Origin of the sequence: Fischerella sp. (assembly GCF_013388695.1) — a bacterium.
Lineage (GTDB): Bacteria > Cyanobacteriota > Cyanobacteriia > Cyanobacteriales > Nostocaceae > PCC9605.
The window spans coordinates 68,011-85,339 of record NZ_JACAEU010000150.1; the positions used below are offsets into that span (position 1 = coordinate 68,011).

12 protein-coding genes are annotated in these 17,329 nt (G+C 42.7%); 7 read left to right on the forward strand and 5 right to left on the reverse strand.

The features are described from left to right. The first annotated feature begins 899 nt into the window (after positions 1-899). The 5 genes from HXY43_RS20340 (at position 900) to cbiE (ending at position 6,245) form a co-directional block, all read left to right on the forward strand. Positions 900-1,454 (forward strand): thioredoxin family protein, encoded by a 555-nt coding sequence (locus HXY43_RS20340; RefSeq protein WP_290886841.1) that lies wholly within the window; start codon positions 900-902, stop codon positions 1,452-1,454. 69 nt (positions 1,455-1,523) lie between these two features. Further along, positions 1,524-2,252, forward strand: a complete 729-nt coding sequence (gene pyrH / locus HXY43_RS20345; RefSeq protein ID WP_026731643.1) for a UMP kinase — start codon at positions 1,524-1,526, stop codon at positions 2,250-2,252. Further along, positions 2,239-2,787 carry a ribosome recycling factor gene (gene frr / locus HXY43_RS20350; RefSeq protein WP_290886846.1) on the forward strand — a complete coding sequence of 183 codons (549 nt, stop codon included), beginning with the start codon at positions 2,239-2,241 and terminating at the stop codon, positions 2,785-2,787. The genes pyrH and frr overlap by 14 nt, the downstream gene beginning before the upstream one ends. Positions 2,788-3,516: 729 nt before the next feature. Next, positions 3,517-4,635 (forward strand): geranylgeranyl reductase family protein, encoded by a 1,119-nt coding sequence (locus tag HXY43_RS20355; protein ID WP_290886849.1) that lies wholly within the window; start codon positions 3,517-3,519, stop codon positions 4,633-4,635. Between the two features lie 335 nt (positions 4,636-4,970). Beyond that, positions 4,971-6,245 (forward strand): precorrin-6y C5,15-methyltransferase (decarboxylating) subunit CbiE, encoded by a 1,275-nt coding sequence (gene cbiE / locus HXY43_RS20360; protein WP_290886851.1) that lies wholly within the window; start codon positions 4,971-4,973, stop codon positions 6,243-6,245. A 148-nt stretch (positions 6,246-6,393) separates the two neighbouring features. On the opposite strand, the gene HXY43_RS20365 is transcribed toward cbiE, so the two are convergent. Both HXY43_RS20365 and HXY43_RS20370 read right to left on the reverse strand, forming a co-directional pair. Continuing rightward, positions 6,394-6,999 carry a Uma2 family endonuclease gene (locus HXY43_RS20365; RefSeq protein ID WP_026731639.1) on the reverse strand — a complete coding sequence of 202 codons (606 nt, stop codon included), beginning with the start codon at positions 6,997-6,999 and terminating at the stop codon, positions 6,394-6,396. A gap of 16 nt (positions 7,000-7,015) precedes the next feature. Further along, the gene (locus tag HXY43_RS20370) at positions 7,016-7,294 is read right to left on the reverse strand and encodes a hypothetical protein (protein WP_290886856.1); all 279 of its coding nucleotides are present in this window, start codon (positions 7,292-7,294) and stop codon (positions 7,016-7,018) included. A gap of 81 nt (positions 7,295-7,375) precedes the next feature. Between HXY43_RS20370 and metH the strand changes: the two genes are divergently transcribed. Then, on the forward strand, positions 7,376-10,918 hold the full coding sequence (gene metH / locus HXY43_RS20375) for a methionine synthase (RefSeq protein ID WP_290886859.1): 3,543 nt from the start codon (positions 7,376-7,378) through the stop codon (positions 10,916-10,918). 316 nt (positions 10,919-11,234) lie between these two features. Here the strand turns inward: metH and HXY43_RS20380 are convergent, their stop codons facing one another. The 3 genes from HXY43_RS20380 to HXY43_RS20390 form a co-directional block, all read right to left on the reverse strand. Next, the gene (locus HXY43_RS20380; RefSeq protein WP_367161492.1) at positions 11,235-11,690 is read right to left on the reverse strand and encodes a Uma2 family endonuclease; all 456 of its coding nucleotides are present in this window, start codon (positions 11,688-11,690) and stop codon (positions 11,235-11,237) included. 168 nt (positions 11,691-11,858) lie between these two features. Next, the gene (locus HXY43_RS20385; protein WP_290886862.1) at positions 11,859-12,506 is read right to left on the reverse strand and encodes a Uma2 family endonuclease; all 648 of its coding nucleotides are present in this window, start codon (positions 12,504-12,506) and stop codon (positions 11,859-11,861) included. Positions 12,507-12,640: 134 nt separating this feature from the next. Beyond that, positions 12,641-15,274, reverse strand: a complete 2,634-nt coding sequence (locus HXY43_RS20390) for a DNA polymerase III subunit alpha (protein WP_290886865.1) — start codon at positions 15,272-15,274, stop codon at positions 12,641-12,643. A 170-nt stretch (positions 15,275-15,444) separates the two neighbouring features. Here HXY43_RS20390 and HXY43_RS20395 point away from each other — a divergent pair, with 170 nt between their 5' ends. After that, positions 15,445-16,740 carry a dicarboxylate/amino acid:cation symporter gene (locus HXY43_RS20395; protein WP_290886868.1) on the forward strand — a complete coding sequence of 432 codons (1,296 nt, stop codon included), beginning with the start codon at positions 15,445-15,447 and terminating at the stop codon, positions 16,738-16,740. The last annotated feature ends 589 nt before the right edge of the window (positions 16,741-17,329 follow it).

The window sequence follows — 17,329 nt, forward strand, 5'->3', positions numbered from 1 at the left end:
AATACCATTGTCCCATTTCTGTAAGAAGTCTCGCGCCTGGAGAGTCTTCTGCTTCTTGATTAAGGTGCTGTACTGACTACTGAAATGAAGTCAAGTTGAGAAGTCACAACTTTATGTCATTTATACAGATTATTTGTTATGTCTACACAAACTTTTATTTCTGTAATAGTATTTTTAGGTTACGAAACTGCTGATACTTATGATACTTCTATTATAGTAATATCGCTTATACACCAATCAGCTAGAAGTACCTACTCTCAAAGCTGTGAAAACATTCATATACAATTTTAGACGCTTCTCATCAAGTAGGATATTACAATGGTAAATTAAATCAAAAATCAGAATATAAGTTGATATTTATTCCTTGCTTCCATCGAATATATACAACAGATGTGTAAAGTTTCTGTGGAATAAATGTTAGAAGTTATTACATAAAAGGAGAGTTGCTCGGTGATAGTGAGTTTATACTCGCCTTGAGTAAAAAACACAGGTAATCTCATTATGAGCATAAAAAATAGCAAGTAAATTAAATTGGATGGAAAGAGTAATTGAAGCTGTTTCAGCAAAGCAAAAATAAAGTTGTTATGACCATCAATTTAGATAGCATCCCTCCCACCTAAATTTTTGAGGTTCGCACACTAGAGGCAAAAGATTTAGAATGATGTGATTTGATTTATTTTTTCGCAGCGTCTATGTGAAAATGACGTTATAATTATTTATAATGTAATAAAGTTAGCACAATTGCTAGATTCAGTAGTTTTACAATTTACAACAGCCAAATTGGTCTATAAAATAATTGATTATTAAATATCCGCAAGATAGTGAGTGGCGAACTAAAGAATAACAGAATCAACCCAAATTTAACTATATTTTCTTCTAGTTCCTGCGAGTCAGAGAAGATGAATATACTAGAAACAATTGATACTCCTATAGGAAGCTACGCACCAGATTTTGAACTGCCAGGAATTGACGAGCAAGTACACCATCTGAGCCGCTATCTAGAAAAATTCCGTGCAGTCGGCGTCATTCCTATGTCTAATTGCTGTCCTTATGTAAAATTATATCTAGAAAGGCTCAAAAATATTCAAGCTGAGTTTCATGAACAAGGTTTCACACTGATTGGTTTGAATGGCAATGATGCCAGTCAGCTATCAACAGAAAGCTTTGAAAAGATGAAAGCTTTTGCAAAGTCAAACAAGTTGAACTTCCCCTACCTATGGGACTCTACTCAAGACGTAACTCGCAGTTTTGGTGTTAGCAAAACACCAATGGCTTTCTTAATAGATAAAGATGGCGTAGTCCGCTACAAAGGACTAATTGATGATAACCCTCAAAATCCGTTAACCGTGCGAGGACATTATTTGAAAACAGCGATCGCATTGCTGTTTAAAGGTCAAAAAATTTACCCTACAGAAACTCAACCCGTAGGTACTGCTTTGGTGTGGCGTAAATAGAGACAGATAGTCACAGTACTGTTATCTTAAATTGGAGGTAATTGCAAATTTTCGATAAAGCGTAACTTCATGGGAACAAATTACCGACGGGTTTTACTTAAACTGAGCGGTGAGGCCTTGATGGGCAACATGGGCTATGGAATTGATCCAGAAGTGGTAAAAGAAATAGCCGCAGAAGTAGCAGAGGTGGTAGCCACAGGTGTTCAAATTGCCATCGTCGTTGGCGGAGGCAATATATTTCGTGGCGTCAAAGCGGCGTCGGCGGGGATGGACAGGGCAACCGCTGACTACATTGGCATGATTGCCACGGTAATGAATGCCATGACACTACAAGACTCGCTGGAACGCATAGGGGTACAGACACGGGTACAAACCGCGATCGCCATGCAAGAATTAGCCGAACCATATATTCGTCGTCGTGCCATCCGTCACCTAGAAAAGGGGCGGGTGGTAATTTTTGGTGCGGGTTCTGGCAATCCTTTCTTCACCACCGATACCACTGCTGCCTTGAGGGCGGCAGAAATTGAAGCCGAAGTAATTTTCAAAGCCACTAAGGTAGACGGAGTGTACGATGCCGACCCCCACATTTATCCTGATGCCAAACGTTACAATACTTTGACTTATGGACATGTTTTAGCAAAAGATTTGCGGGTAATGGACAGTACCGCGATAGCCTTATGTAAAGAAAATAATATCCCAATTCTCGTCTTTGACTTAAGCGTGCGGGGTAATATCCACCGTGCAGTCATGGGAGAATCTATCGGCACCCTTGTGGGAGGTTCTTGTGAAATTAGCTGAAGCTGAGAGTACGATGCAAAAGACCGTTGAGGCGACTCAACGAGCTTTTAACACAATTCGCACTGGTCGCGCTAACGCGAGTTTACTAGATAAGGTGAATGTGGAATACTACGGTACTCCCACACCTTTGAAATCACTGGCTAACATCAGCACGCCGGATGCTACAACGATCATGATTCAGCCCTACGATCGCAGTACCTTGAACATGATCGAAAAGGCGATTTCCATGTCGGATGTGGGTTTAACCCCTAACAACGACGGTTCTGTCATTAGGCTGAACATTCCGCCACTGACGAGCGATCGCCGCAAAGAATTGGTAAAAGTTGCTGCTAAGTATGCTGAAGAAGGACGCGTTGGTATTCGTAATATCCGCCGCGATGCCTTAGAAACCATTCGCAAAATGGAAAAAAACTCTGAGATTTCTGAAGATGAAGCACGCGATCAGCAAGATAAATTACAAAAACTGACCGACAAATACGCTGCCAGAATCAACGAATTACTGGCAGAAAAGGAAAAAGACATCACAACTGTCTAAAACAGTAAGGGCGGGTTTACCTAGTAAATTGCTTTATGAGCTTGGAAGCAATATCGGGTTAAACTTGCCCATACAGGAGTGAAGAGTTGGGAGTGATGAATTGAACTCTTTACTCATTGCTCTTAACTCTTATTACTCGCTGTCAAAGTTAAGTGTATCTATACTGATATTCCTGCACTTGACAATATCTAAATGCCCAAGTCTTGCTTTTATAGTTGGTCAGCATAGGCATTTTATAATTTATTCCGTGATTTGGGTGTAGCAAATCCACAGGACGTTTATTCTCAAAGATCATCCACTTACTGAAGCGGAAATATTTACTAAAACTTTAAGTTTTATCTTAAACGCTTGGTGAAAAATTTGCGATAAGTGGAACTAACAAATTGTAGTTTAGTAACGGTCATGTGGAAATAGATAACTTATACACAATCAAAAAAAACATAAAAACTACGAAACATTATGGACGGCTTGGCAACAAAAACACGTAATAACAAGGTATCAAAAAGTAAAATCATTAAAAGAGTTTTTTTAAATACCAAGATTTACAGATGAAATTAGTTGGTTAAGAAGAATTATTCAGATAATATATACAATTTCAACAAAAAGCTGTGAAATTTTGGGCAGCAAACCCCCAAATTAAGTTAAATTTTGGTGACACTGTCTAAGCGTAGAGCCGAAAACTCAACAAAACTCAACAATTAACTCATTCAGGAACGAAAATTCAGACTTATGTACGATTGCATCATCGTCGGTGCCGGACCAGCTGGTGGAACAGCGGCATATCACTTAGCCAAACAGGGACGCTCTGTATTAATACTGGAAAAAGAATCTCTGCCAAGATATAAACCCTGTGGTGGTGGGGTGTCGCCGGCGATCGCTGAATGGTTCGACTTTGACTTTAGCCCAGCAATTTCTATTAAGGCCGACACAATTCGCTGCACGTGGAAAATGGGCGATCCAGTAGAAGCGAAACTACAAACCCCCGAACCAGTATGGATGGTACGGCGAGATGTTTTTGACCATTTCCTAGTTCAGCAAGCACAGAAACAAGGAGCAGAGCTAAAAGATAACACGGAAGTCACAGGCATTGAGTTTAAAAGTGACCATTGGCAAGTGAATACAGCGAACGATTCAGTAACAGGTCGTTATTTAATTGCTGCTGACGGTGCGAAGGGATCAATGGCAAAATGGTTAGGCTTCAAGGAACGCAAACGCCGCCTAGCAGGAGCGTTAGAAGCCGAAGCACCAGCCAAAGTGGAAAACGGTAATGTTGCCAACTTTGAGTTTGGTATGGTGAAAAACGGCTACCTCTGGAATTTTCCCAAAGCAGATGGTTATTCCATAGGTGTTGGTACTTTTATCGGTGGTGAACCACAGGACTTCAAGAAAATTTTGGATGAGTATGGCAACTCCTTTGGTGTGGATGTAAAAACTTGCAAGCAGTATGGCCATGCTCTTTGTTTGTGGAATGGCGAGCAAAAGTTGCACACCGAAAATGCTGTTTTGGCAGGAGAAGCAGCTTGTGTAGTTGATCCTTTTACCGCAGAAGGTATTCGTCCCTCTATTTTTAGTGGCTTAAAAGCATCAGAAGCCATTAACAAAGCCCTCGCTGGTGACATTAACGCTTTAGAAAAATACTCCGAGATCATTAATACAGAATGGGGTAGTGATATGGCTTGGGCGCAAAAATTAGCCGGACTGTTTTATCGCTTTCCTGGTGTTGGTTACAAAGTTGGTGTCAAGCGCCCTTCTGCACCTCAAACTATGGGTAAAATTCTGTGTGGGCAACTGCGCTACGGAGATGTAGCCGGTCGTGCCATCAAGCGTTTAACTCCTTTTGGTGGTTAGTCAATGGTCATTAGTCATTGGTCATTGGTCATTTGTAACGAATGACACTTAGTTTTAACCAGAAACTAAAGTTTGGGCTAAAAGTTAAAACGAGTTTTAACGGGTTGAAAAGCTCATCTAGTAAGCTAATCGCATACTTTAGCTTGAAGCTGGAAATAGATTTTAAGGTTATTAAGTAAGTAACATTCGCTATTAGTAGCTATTAGACCTCTTGCACGAATCAAAAAATCAGGATTGTCATTGTGAATGTAACCTAGTGGAATAAAGAATCTCACAGATGTCTCGCTGTGCTCAACATGACATTTTAAATGTTCATGTAAGAGGTCTATTGACTAATGACTAAAATTCATGTAATGGGTATTGGCTTAGATGGAGCCGCTGGGCTGGGGGAAAAACTTAGGCAAATAGTTGAAAATGCTACATTGCTTGTTGGCAGCGATCGCCACTTGAGTTATTTTCCCAACCACCCAGCTAAACGTTTGTTACTCAGAGATTTTACGGAAGCAATTGCTGAAATTCGCCACGAGTTGGCGCTAGGTACTGAGGGAATTGTCGTTCTTGTTTCTGGCGATCCGCTGTTTTTTGGTTTGGGACGCTTGCTATTAGCAGAACTTCCTCCAGAAGAACTGACATTTCATCCTCATCTAAGTTCAATACAGCTAGCCTTTAATCAGATCAAAGTTCCTTGGCAGGACGCCCGTGTCATTAGCGCGCACGGGCGTTCTGTTGACGAATTAATTCAAGCATTGCAGCAAGGTGTAGAAAAAATTGCCGTGCTGACAGATGGTAAGAATACCCCTAGTGCGATCGCACGTTTGGTGGAATGTCTAAATTTACCCAGTCAGTATCAGTTTTGGGTGTGTGAAAATTTGGGTGGCGATGACGAATGCGTGCAGTGTTTGCCAGTGGAAACATTGTGTAGAGACGTTGCATGCAACGTCTCTACATTTGCACCCCTGAACGTAGTGGTATTACTGCGCCAGCAACACGATAAAGAACTGGATCTAGAGAAATTACCACTGTTTGGGATACCAGATGATTGCTTTGTGAGTTTTAGCGATCGCCCTGGTTTGATGACAAAACGAGAAGTCCGCACCTTAGTTCTAGCAGAACTAGCACTGCGTCCCAGACAAATTATTTGGGATATTGGCGCGGGAACTGGTTCTGTCTCCATCGAAATTGCTCGCTTGTTCCCCACTGCCAAGGTGTTTGCTATTGAAAAAACTGCTGCGGGTAGTTCCTTAATTTCCCGGAACTGCGAACGGTTTCAAGTTAGAAATGTCATACCTGTTCACGGGAGTGCGCCAGAAGTTTTCGAGACATTGGAGGGGAAGTGCGATCGCGTTTTTATTGGCGGTAGTGGCGGTAACTTAACTGGAATTCTTGATACTTGTGCTAGTAAGTTAAATCCTGATGGCGTCATAGTTCTGGCTTTGGCTACCCTTGAGCATCTCAACACAGCTTTAGCATGGTTTACATCTCATGCTTGGGAGTATCAACTGTTGCAAGTGCAGTTATCGCGTTCTGTGCCAATTGGGCAGTTAACGCGGTTTGCGCCGTTAAACCCGGTGACAATTGTCAGTGCTACATACCCAGCCTCAGAAGTGTAGTGGTGTGGCACAGTTGAATTGGTGCATTAAGAGTAGGTTGGAAGGGCTAGGGGAAACGCGGGATGGTAAGCAAAAATGAGATGCGTTTGTCCAAAGCGTTGACCAAAAGTTTCTATGCGGCGTGTGGCAACTTCAGGTTTCATGCTTCCTACCCTTGAAAAACCTGCTCAGCAGTCAGCACCAATTCAGGAAAGGCTTTGGAAACAACGCGTTCTGCACCCCTAAACTGATTTACCTCATACTCCCCATCAACCAGACGGTAGACGGAAATAGTGGGCATTTTGGGAGAGCCAATATACCGTGCTGCGCCCAAAGCCAGATAGTCCACAATCCAGTATTCTGGTATGCCTAGCGTTTCGTAGTCATCTAGTTTTTTCAAGTAGTCATCTCTCCAATTAGTACTGACTACTTCGACCACCAGCTGCGCCGAACTACCAATAGAAATAGTTGAGTACTTTTCCCAGTAAGGGTCAATTCCAATGGTCTGTTTATCGAGAACAACCAAATCGGGTAAATCTGCTGTACCTGGTTTATCTGGTTTCACTAGAGTATTTCTAGATGTGAAGTAGGGAAGTTGTAGCCGTCGAATTTCGAGGGTAAGTTCAGCTGCAATAAAGCTGCAAATTACTTCATGTTGACCCACCGGACGCACTTCTACAATTTCCCCCTCAAACAGTTCATAGCGCCCCCCGTCTTCAGGGTACAATTCTAAAAATTCTTCAAAGGTTAGTGACTTAGATATAGCTTGAATCATAATACAGTTATTTGTATCACAGCCTATACCCTAATTTTGCATGGCTTCCCCGACCCCGCAACACATCTATAACCCCATCCAACCCCTGATGACTAAAATCAAACATTGGCACTAAAGGGGCAATTTCACCTGCTGTTGTGCCAAACCAGCGCTCTTTTGCCATCGGGTTCAGCCATGCTATGTAACGCGCTTTTTGTTTCAACTGGTTGAGAAATTTTTCGGTTAGCTCCAACCTTTCCAAGCTCAAACCACCTCGTGCCGCCCCAGCATCGCTAAAAATCAATACTCTGAACAAATTCTTCCGAAACTCTAGAAATTTTAGAAAATATTAAATTAAGTCGAATAATCAGACTACCCAAATTTTTCTTAGCAAATTATGACTCATCCCTTCTTGGAACGCTTGCACAGTCCCGATCGCCCTGTTATTGTTTTCGACGGTGCGATGGGAACTAACCTGCAACTGCAAAACCTCACGGCTGAAGATTTCGGCGGGCCGGAATATGAAGGTTGTAACGAGTACCTCGTTCACACTAAACCTGAAGCCGTGGCGAAGGTTCACCGCGATTTTCTCGCTGCGGGTGCAGATGTAATTGAGACTGATACTTTTGGCGGTACATCGATTGTATTGGCAGAATATGACCTCGCCGACCAAGCATATTACCTTAACAAAACAGCCGCAGAACTTGCAAAGCGCGTCGCGGCAGAATTCTCGACTCCAGATAAACCCCGGTTTGTGGCTGGTTCGATGGGGCCGACAACAAAACTGCCAACTTTGGGACACATCGATTTTGACACGATGAAAGATGCCTTCGCCCAACAAGCAGAGGCGCTGTGGGATGGTGGGGTTGATTTATTTATTGTCGAGACTTGTCAGGATGTGTTGCAAATCAAAGCGGCGCTGAATGGTATTGAAGAAGTCTTTGCCAAAAAAGGCGATCGCCGTCCTTTGATGGTTTCTGTCACGATGGAAACGATGGGGACAATGCTAGTTGGTACGGAAATTAACGCCGTGCTGACTATTTTGGAACCTTATCCAATAGACATTCTCGGTCTAAACTGTGCCACTGGCCCAGACCTGATGAAACCACATATCAAGTATCTTTCAGAACATTCTCCTTTCGTAGTTTCCTGTATACCTAACGCAGGTTTGCCGGAGAATGTCGGTGGACAAGCGCACTACCGCCTGACACCAATGGAATTACGGATGTCGTTGATGCACTTTGTTGAAGATTTGGGTGTCCAAGTAATTGGGGGTTGCTGTGGGACACGTCCAGAACACATTCAACAATTAGCAGAAATCACCAAAGAACTAAAGCCGAAAATCAGACAGCCTCAGCTAGAACCAGCAGCGGCGTCAATTTACAGTATTCAGCCTTACGAACAAGATAATTCCTTCTTAATTGTCGGTGAACGGTTAAACGCCAGTGGTTCCAAAAAGTGCCGCGAATTGCTGAACGCGGAAGATTGGGATGGACTGGTTTCGATGGCAAGGGCGCAACTAAAAGAAGGCGCACACATTCTGGATGTGAACGTAGATTATGTGGGGCGTGATGGCGTGCGGGATATGCACGAATTGGTTTCTCGCATTGTCAATAATATTACACTTCCCTTGATGCTCGACTCCACGGAATGGGAAAAGATGGAGGCGGGTTTAAAAGTCGCCGGAGGTAAGTGTATTCTCAACTCCACCAACTATGAAGATGGAGAACCCCGTTTTTTAAAGGTGTTGGAGTTAGCGAAAAAGTACGGTGCTGGTGTAGTAGTTGGTACTATCGATGAAGAGGGGATGGCGCGGACTGCTGAGAAAAAGTTTGAAATTGCCCAACGCGCCTATCGTCAAGCTCTAGAATACGGTATCCCGTCCCATGAAATCTTTTTCGATCCGCTGGCACTACCAATTTCCACGGGTATTGAAGAAGACCGCACCAACGGCAAAGCCACAATCGAAGCGATCCGCCGCATTCACCAAGAATTGCCCGGATGTCATATTATTCTCGGTGTTTCTAACGTTTCCTTTGGTTTGAACCCAGCCGCGCGGATTGTGCTGAACTCGATGTTTTTGCATGAAGCGATCGCGGCGGGTATGGATGCGGCGATCGTCAGCGCTAGCAAGATTCTACCACTATCGAAGATTGAGGAAAAGCATCAAGAAATCTGCCGCCAGTTGATTTACGACGAACGCAAATTTGAAGGCGATGTCTGCGTTTATGACCCCTTGGCAGAACTAACTACAATGTTTGAAGGGGTGACAACGAAACGCGACAAAGGCGTCGATGAAAGTCTCCCCATCGAAGAACGCCTCAAGCGTCACATCATCGACGGCGAACGCATTGGTTTAGATCAAGCACTTGCCGAAGCCTTAAAGAAATATCCTCCTTTGGATATTATCAACGTCTTCTTGCTCGATGGCATGAAAGTAGTAGGTGAGTTGTTCGGTTCTGGACAAATGCAGCTACCTTTTGTGTTGCAGTCAGCCGAAACCATGAAAGCGGCGGTGGCGTACCTCGAACCCTTCATGGAAAAATCAGAAGCTGGTGATGATAACGCCAAAGGTACATTTATTATCGCCACTGTCAAAGGCGATGTTCACGACATTGGCAAAAACTTGGTGGATATCATCTTGTCCAACAACGGTTACAAGGTGATTAACCTGGGGATTAAGCAGCCGGTGGAAAGCATGATCGAGGCTTACCAAAAACACAAGGCTGATTGTATTGCCATGAGTGGGTTGCTGGTGAAGTCCACCGCCTTCATGAAAGAAAATTTGGAGGTATTTAACGAAAAGGGAATTACTGTACCCGTAATTTTGGGTGGTGCGGCGCTGACTCCCAAGTTTGTCTATGAAGATTGTCAGAATACTTACAAAGGTAAGGTGATATATGGCAAGGATGCATTCTCTGATTTGCACTTCATGGATAAATTAATGCCAGCGAAAACGGCTGGTAAGTGGGATGATGTGAAGGGCTTTTTGGATGAACTTGCTGAAACTGCGGAAGTATCAGGAAATGGTCACAAACAGCCAGTAGCAGAAGCAGTGCAAGAACAAGCACCCCCAGAACCTCAAGTTGTCGATACCCGTCGTTCGGAAGCGGTAGCAGTAGATATCGAACGTCCGACACCGCCTTTCTGGGGAACGCAGCTGTTACAGCCGAGTGATATTCCTCTGGAGGAGGTATTTTGGTACTTGGATTTGCAAGCTTTGATTGCGGGACAGTGGCAATTCCGCAAGCCGAAGGAGCAATCTAAGGAAGAATATCAGGCTTTCTTGAATGAGAAGGTGTATCCGATTTTGGAAGAGTGGAAGCAGCGAATTATTGAGGAGAATTTGTTGCATCCACAGGTGATTTATGGGTATTTCCCTTGTCAGGCTGAGGGGAATAGTTTGTATATATACAACCACAAAGATACGAAGGACACCAAGGAGATAGCAAGGTTTGAGTTTCCCAGGCAGAAGTCGTTGAGGAGACTGTGTATTGCAGATTTCTTTGCGCCGAAGGAGTCGGGAGTTATTGATGTGTTCCCGATGCAGGCGGTGACGGTGGGACATGTTGCCACGGAGTACGCGCAGAAGTTGTTTGCAAATAATCAATACACTGATTATCTGTATTTCCACGGTTTAGCCGTGCAGATGGCGGAAGCGCTGGCTGAGTGGACACATGCTAGGATTCGCCGGGAGTTGGGTTTTGGTGCTGAGGAACCGAATAATATTCGAGATGTATTGGCACAGCGGTATCAAGGTTCGCGGTACAGTTTTGGCTATCCGGCGTGTCCGAATATTCAGGATCAGTACAAGCAGCTGGAGTTGTTGGGGACTGACAGGATTGATTTGTATATGGATGAAAGTGAGCAATTGTATCCGGAACAGTCTACGACGGCGATTATTTGCTATCACCCGGTAGCGAAGTACTTTAGCGCGTAGTACCCCACCCCCTACCCCCTCCCCGCTAGCGGAGAGGGGAATTAAATGAACCACATAGACGCGCTAGCGGCTTCCCGCTAGGGTAGGACGCAAAGGACACGAAGGAAGAAACACAAAGATTTTTAAGCTACGTTGCGCTATACTAACGCACCTTCAATAACTTCTATATACGTCCAACAATTACCTTAATAATTGAGAAATCAATACAACATCGCTGTGATTTGCCTGAGTGTAACATTAAAATTATTGGAAAATGCCCAGGAGGTGTTATTCGCGGTGAATCGTAAAGATCAACATATCTAAGTTGGCGATCGCCTTAAAACCCGATCCGCTTTAACCAAGCAAATACATCATCAACAGCGATACTCAGGTTTATACCTTCCAACACAGGTAATACATCTGTTCTAGCCAACAAATCTGGCAGGCGATTAGGCTGATAAACTAACACAGAGCGTTCACTTGGATCTATCAACCATCCTAGTTGAGTGCCATTTTTAACATAGTATAAAATATTGCCTGTAACTTTAGTTTGACTTTGGTCGGGAGAAAGAATTTCAATCACCCAAGCAGGAGGAAACTCAATACCAGTGCTTGTAATATCACCGCTATCATCAAGTGGTAGTTTGTTGGTGGCGACGACAACTACATCAGGAACAACTGAACGATTACCAAACGAACAGCGCAATTCTGGGAAAGCTTCATAGTTGCTACCTGCTGCATCTACCGCAGCGACTAAACGCTTTTGCAACAGGCTATGTTTGCCTCCTCCCACGGTTTCTGAACTGCCTCACCGTTAATATACTCCCAGGCTGGAGACTCATCAATAGATGGAAGTTTCAAGAATTCCTCTATGGTAGTGGCTCTTGGAACTACAATTGTCATTTCCGCAACTACCTTAATATGTACTATATAGATATTTTACCTTTAGACACGAAACGGGCTATTTTTGTTGTATTTGCTCTCTAACCCAAAGGCGAAAAGCCTTCAGCGTTGCATTTCTGCCAGTTGTTCTACTTTGCTCAAGATATTGAGGAATCACCTCAATCAGTGGAAATCTGGGAAAATTCAAGCTTTCCTGTGACTCTACATAAAGTCCATCTTGCAGTACATTAATTTGTAACTTACCTTTGTCAAATCGCCAAAGTTCAGGAACTTTTAGTGCTTCATAAATATTGGGATGAGTTCGGGATGTGATATCCACTTCTAGCGCTAAATCTGGTGGAGGGTCTACTGTTAAATCTAGTCGCTTCTTCCCGCGAATCCTCGCTTCGTTTTTTATATAGAAACACTGGTCAGGTTCTATACCTTGAGCCATAGCTTGGTTTTTGAAAGTGGTAGAACCAAGGCTGATAAACTCAATTTCTAACTCTTCTAGTAAAGCCTTGACCAAGTCACCAATAATTTCTTTATCATATTCATGCTCCGGCAGTGGTGTCATAATCTCTAGTATTCCCCGGTCATAGGCAATTCGTGCTGCACGGTGTTCCCCTAAATCTTCCAGAATTGTTTCAAATTCCTGCCAGCTGATATCTTTCAGCAGCACTCGTTGTCCCGGTGGAACCTGGATGCGCTTTAATTCCAACAACATCTCTCCACTCCCAGTAGTGCAAATCTAAATTTAGCTTACTTTGGTTGGCTGATACACTGCCATAATTATTAGTGCTTTATCAATGACATTATTTAAGGTGCGATCGCATCAATACTTAACCAAGCAAATAAGTTTCACTCCGGCAAACCCTTCACTTGTAGCAAATCTAATCCCCTTGCAAATATTTCATCTATTGGCAACATTTGCCCATCAGTCGTCATAAATTTATGGTCTTTTGTGGCTCGAATCACCGAACCATCTTCCAAACAATATTCAAATACTTCTTGTTGACCGCGATTATGCCACTGAGCAATCGTTTGTGTATACACATTTCCATTGTTATCAACAGTATACACTGTGCATTCAATGCCTTTTTCCACTATTTCCCCAATCGGCAAAAATCCATACTCTACCGTCAAAATTTCTGTGTCATAACTCAAGCAATATTCAGCAAACTTCAACATTTGCTCAAACAATTCTTCGGCAATTTGTTGCTTTACACCATTTTTTGCTGCACCATCGATAAATTTCTCTCGCTGTTTTTGCATTTCGGAAACTTTCTTTTTACCCATCGCCCGACGTAGCAAATCAGCTTGACCAAGAGAATATCCAGACATATCTTGAGCAATTTTCATGATTTGCTCTTGATAAACCATAATTCCATAGGTTTCATCTAGAATTGGTTCCAAAAGAGTGTGTTCATAATCAATCTTTTCTCGGCCATGTTTACGATTGATAAATTTAGGAATCAGTCCTGCATCTAATGGGCCCGGTCGATAAAGCGCCAATATAGAAGAAATATCTTCTATATTGGAAGGCTTCAAATCTCGCACTATCTGGCGCATTCCCGATGATTCTAACTGAAATACACCTTCTAACTCACCAGCTTCCAATAATTCATAGGTCTTTTTGATATCATGAGGTAGTTTGGCAGTTTCTCCACCTTTGGCTAATATTTTTTGAGCTTTTCTTTCCTGAGCAGTAATTACATAAGGATCGATTTTAAATCCGTGGTTATCTTCAATTAACTCGATGGTTTTCTGAATCATTGTCAGGTTCTTTAAACCCAGAAAATCCATCTTTAACAAACCCAGAGATTCTAAATCTTCCATAAAATACTGGGTAATCACAGAACCATCATTATTTCTTTGTAATGGCACAATTTCATCTAATGGTTCAGAAGAAATCACTACACCCGCTGCGTGCACACCAAAGGTTTTGTTAGTCCCTTCAATCCGAATCGCCATATCTACCCAGTGGCGGACTCTGGGATCGCTTTCGTATTTAGCTTTAAATTCTGGTTCTGGCGTCTCATCCGAAATCATCTTTTTGAGTGGCGCTGGTTTACCCCGCGATACAGGAATCAACTTCGCCATTTTGTCTGCTTCCCCGTAGGGAATATTTAATACTCTCGCGACATCTTTTAACACCGCTTTGGAAGTTAAGCGGTTAAAAGTGATGATTTGAGCAACTCTTTCTGTACCATATTTTTCAGTTACATAGTCTATGACTTCATCTCGTTTTTCAATACAGAAATCCGTATCAATATCAGGCATGGATTTCCGTTCTGGGTTGAGAAATCTTTCAAAGAGTAACCCGTGATGGACTGGATCAATGTTGGTAATTCCCATTGTGTAGGCTACTAAAGAACCAGCAGCAGAACCACGTCCTGGGCCAACGGGAATATCATGATCTCTAGCAAATTTGATGTAGTCCCACACAACTAAAAAGTATGTGGAAAAACCCATCTGCTGAATCATTTTTAGTTCATATTCCAATCTTTCTTTGTAAACTAAATCGATTTCGTTGCGAGATTTGCGATTCAGTTTTTCTAATAGTCCTTGCCAAGCAATTTCTTCTACGTAAGTATCAGGAGTGTGACCAGATGGAATAGGGTAATTAGGGATGCGAGGTTCACCGAGAATATTATACGGTTCGACTTTATCTGCAACTTCTACAGTATTTGCTACTGCTTCTTCAATTACGTCTTCTGGCAAATGATCGCGAAATAGCTGCTTCATTTCTTCAGCGGATTTAAGATACTCTGTACCGCTGTAACGCATCCGGTTATCTTCAATAATCAATTTGCCTGTTTGAATACACAACAATGCGTCGTGCGCTTCGACGTCGTAACAAGAAATATAATGGGAGTCATTTGTCGCAACAATCTTAATGCCTAACTCCTGGGCAATTTTCACAATTTCTACATTAACAATTCGGTCTTCTGGGGAGCCGTGATCTTGAATTTCTAAATAATAGTCTTCACCAAATACATCTTTGTACCATTGGGCAACTCTGCGGGCAGCATCTAGTTTACCAGCTAGAATTGCTTGGGGTACTTCTCCACCTAAACAAGCACTGGTGACTATCAAATCTTCATGATGTTCTTTGAGTAAGTCTTTACTAATACAAGGACGAGAAAAAATTCCTTTGCCTTGTACACCTTGGAGGTGAGAAATTGATGTTAATTTGACTAAATTTTTATAGCCTTTAGTATTTTTTGCTAAAACAACTTGATGATAACGGGGACGGCGTTCTTGTTTGGTGATATCGCCGTTAATAATATACATTTCGTTGCCAATAATTGGCTTGATATTCTTGCTACGGCAGATTTTTATTAGTTCGATCGCACCGTACATGACACCATGATCTGTGAGGGCGATCGCTTTCATGCCCAGTTCGATGGCGCGATCTACCAATTCTGGCAGTTGACTGGCACCATCCAAGAGACTGTAATCACTATGAATATGCAACGGAACAAAAGACATATGCCTTTCCTACCACAAGCGAACAACATCAAGATGCCCTTGTTCAGATTTTGAAAAGGGATGGTATCTTAGAGTAACTCAGTTTGCCAACATAAAACTTGTATTTTTCTGGAACTTGATATTCGCCAAGTGATGTTTTAATAGTGACATCGCTAGCCAAGTATCGAGCAATGAACGAAACAGACAGTATCGATCAGCCTCAAGTCAAACGCCGTCCTTGGTGGCAAAAAGTCCCGCTCACGTTGCAAATCGTCATCGCACTGATTCTAGCAATAGCAGTAGGAATTGCACTGGGTGGAGGAAATCCCAGCCCAGCCAACGAAGCCCTAATTAAGAACTTGGCAATTCCCGCAGAATTAGTACTCAAGGCTCTCCGCGCCCTAGCTCCACCACTGATTTTGGTGGCAGTGCTACACACTTTTATGACGGCAAACATTCCCGGTACAGCGGGACGGCGTTTGGCGGTACTACTGTTTACCAATACTACAGTAGCAATACTGATTGGACTTTTAGTAGCAAACGTCCTGCATCCTGGTACTTGGGGGCGTTTGACTGTTCCAGGAGGTACAACAACATCAGCAGAGCAAAAATTCGACCCGTGGGGACTAATTCAAGATGCTGTACCAAAAGCTATCCTTGAGCCGTTGGTAAATAACAACGTCATCCAGTTGATTGTGATTGCCCTGTCTTTTGGTATCGTCCTGCGTGCGATCAAATCAGAGATGGTGGCTCAAGGTAAGAATAGCTACCAACCCATTGAAGACGTGATTTCGATTTTGTTTGAGGCGGTAATCCGTATCCTCAATTGGGTGATTGCTTTAGTACCCTTGGCAGTTTTTGGGATCGTTGCTTCGACAGTTGCTAAAGAAGGTTTCGATCCGTTTATATCTTTGGCAGCGTTTATTGTGGCGGTGCTAATAGCCCTGGCGTTGCAAGCTTGCTACTATCTCACTAGAGTTAACTTTGGTTCTTGGGTGAAACCGTTGAATTTCTTGCGTGGCGGTTCCGATGCCTTTTTGATGGCTTTTTCTACATCTTCTTCAGGGGCGACTATGCCCGTCACCTTTGAAGTTTTGCAAGAAAAAATTGGCTTGCGAGAATCTTCTGCTGCTTTGGGATCGTTAGTTGGGGCAAATTTCAACAATGATGGCACTGCCCTTTACGAAGCAATGTCTGCATTGTTTATCTCTCAAGTGCTGGGACAACATTTAAATATTGGGCAGCAATTTCTTGTCATTCTCACCTCAATTTTTGCCTCGGTGGGTGCAGCTAATATTCCCAATGCGGGACTGGTGACAATGACACTCGTATTCACTTCGGTTGGTTTGCCCACTCAGTATATTGCCGTGCTTGTAACTGTAGACTGGTTTTTGGATCGCTGCCGCACTGCAATTAATGTGATGGGAGATATGACTGTCAGTGCTTTACTTGATGGTAAAAAGCCTCATTCTCAAGGCAAGTTTTAAATTTAATCAAGAGTCAATAATTCAAAGTCAAGAATTCATAGTCTCTAGTCTCGAGTTTAAACTCATAATCTTTTAACTCTTGACTCTTGACTCTTGATTTTTTAACTCTATGACTCTTTAGTTTGAATAAGGTCGTTTGGCATCACAATCTCTAGTCCAACACCTTTTGAGAAGTCCAACTCTGTAGAGATGAGCGAAGCGGCGGGGATTTAATACCAGTTTGGTATTTGAGTTAAATAAGGGCTGGTTGAGATATTGCAACAGAGGAAATTTAAGTTTGGTGTGTTTTGGAGTCATAGGAGCAGGACAATACTATTAGATAAAACTTCACGGCAGTAGACGGCATCTTGTATTTAAGCTGCCTGTCACTTATTTCCTAGTTAAACCGTACACAATGTATATTCAATTGTCCTTGGGACAATTGCGGAAAATTTGGCGAACCGATCGCCAAATCTCGTATGTTAATTTTTTATAGGTTTTTCAAATAAGTATTTATATTTATAAAGTAACATCAACATATGCGAATATCAGGTAAACTTACTGTCTCTTCTAATTTGGTACACTCAATCCGGAATTCTTCAGATGATTT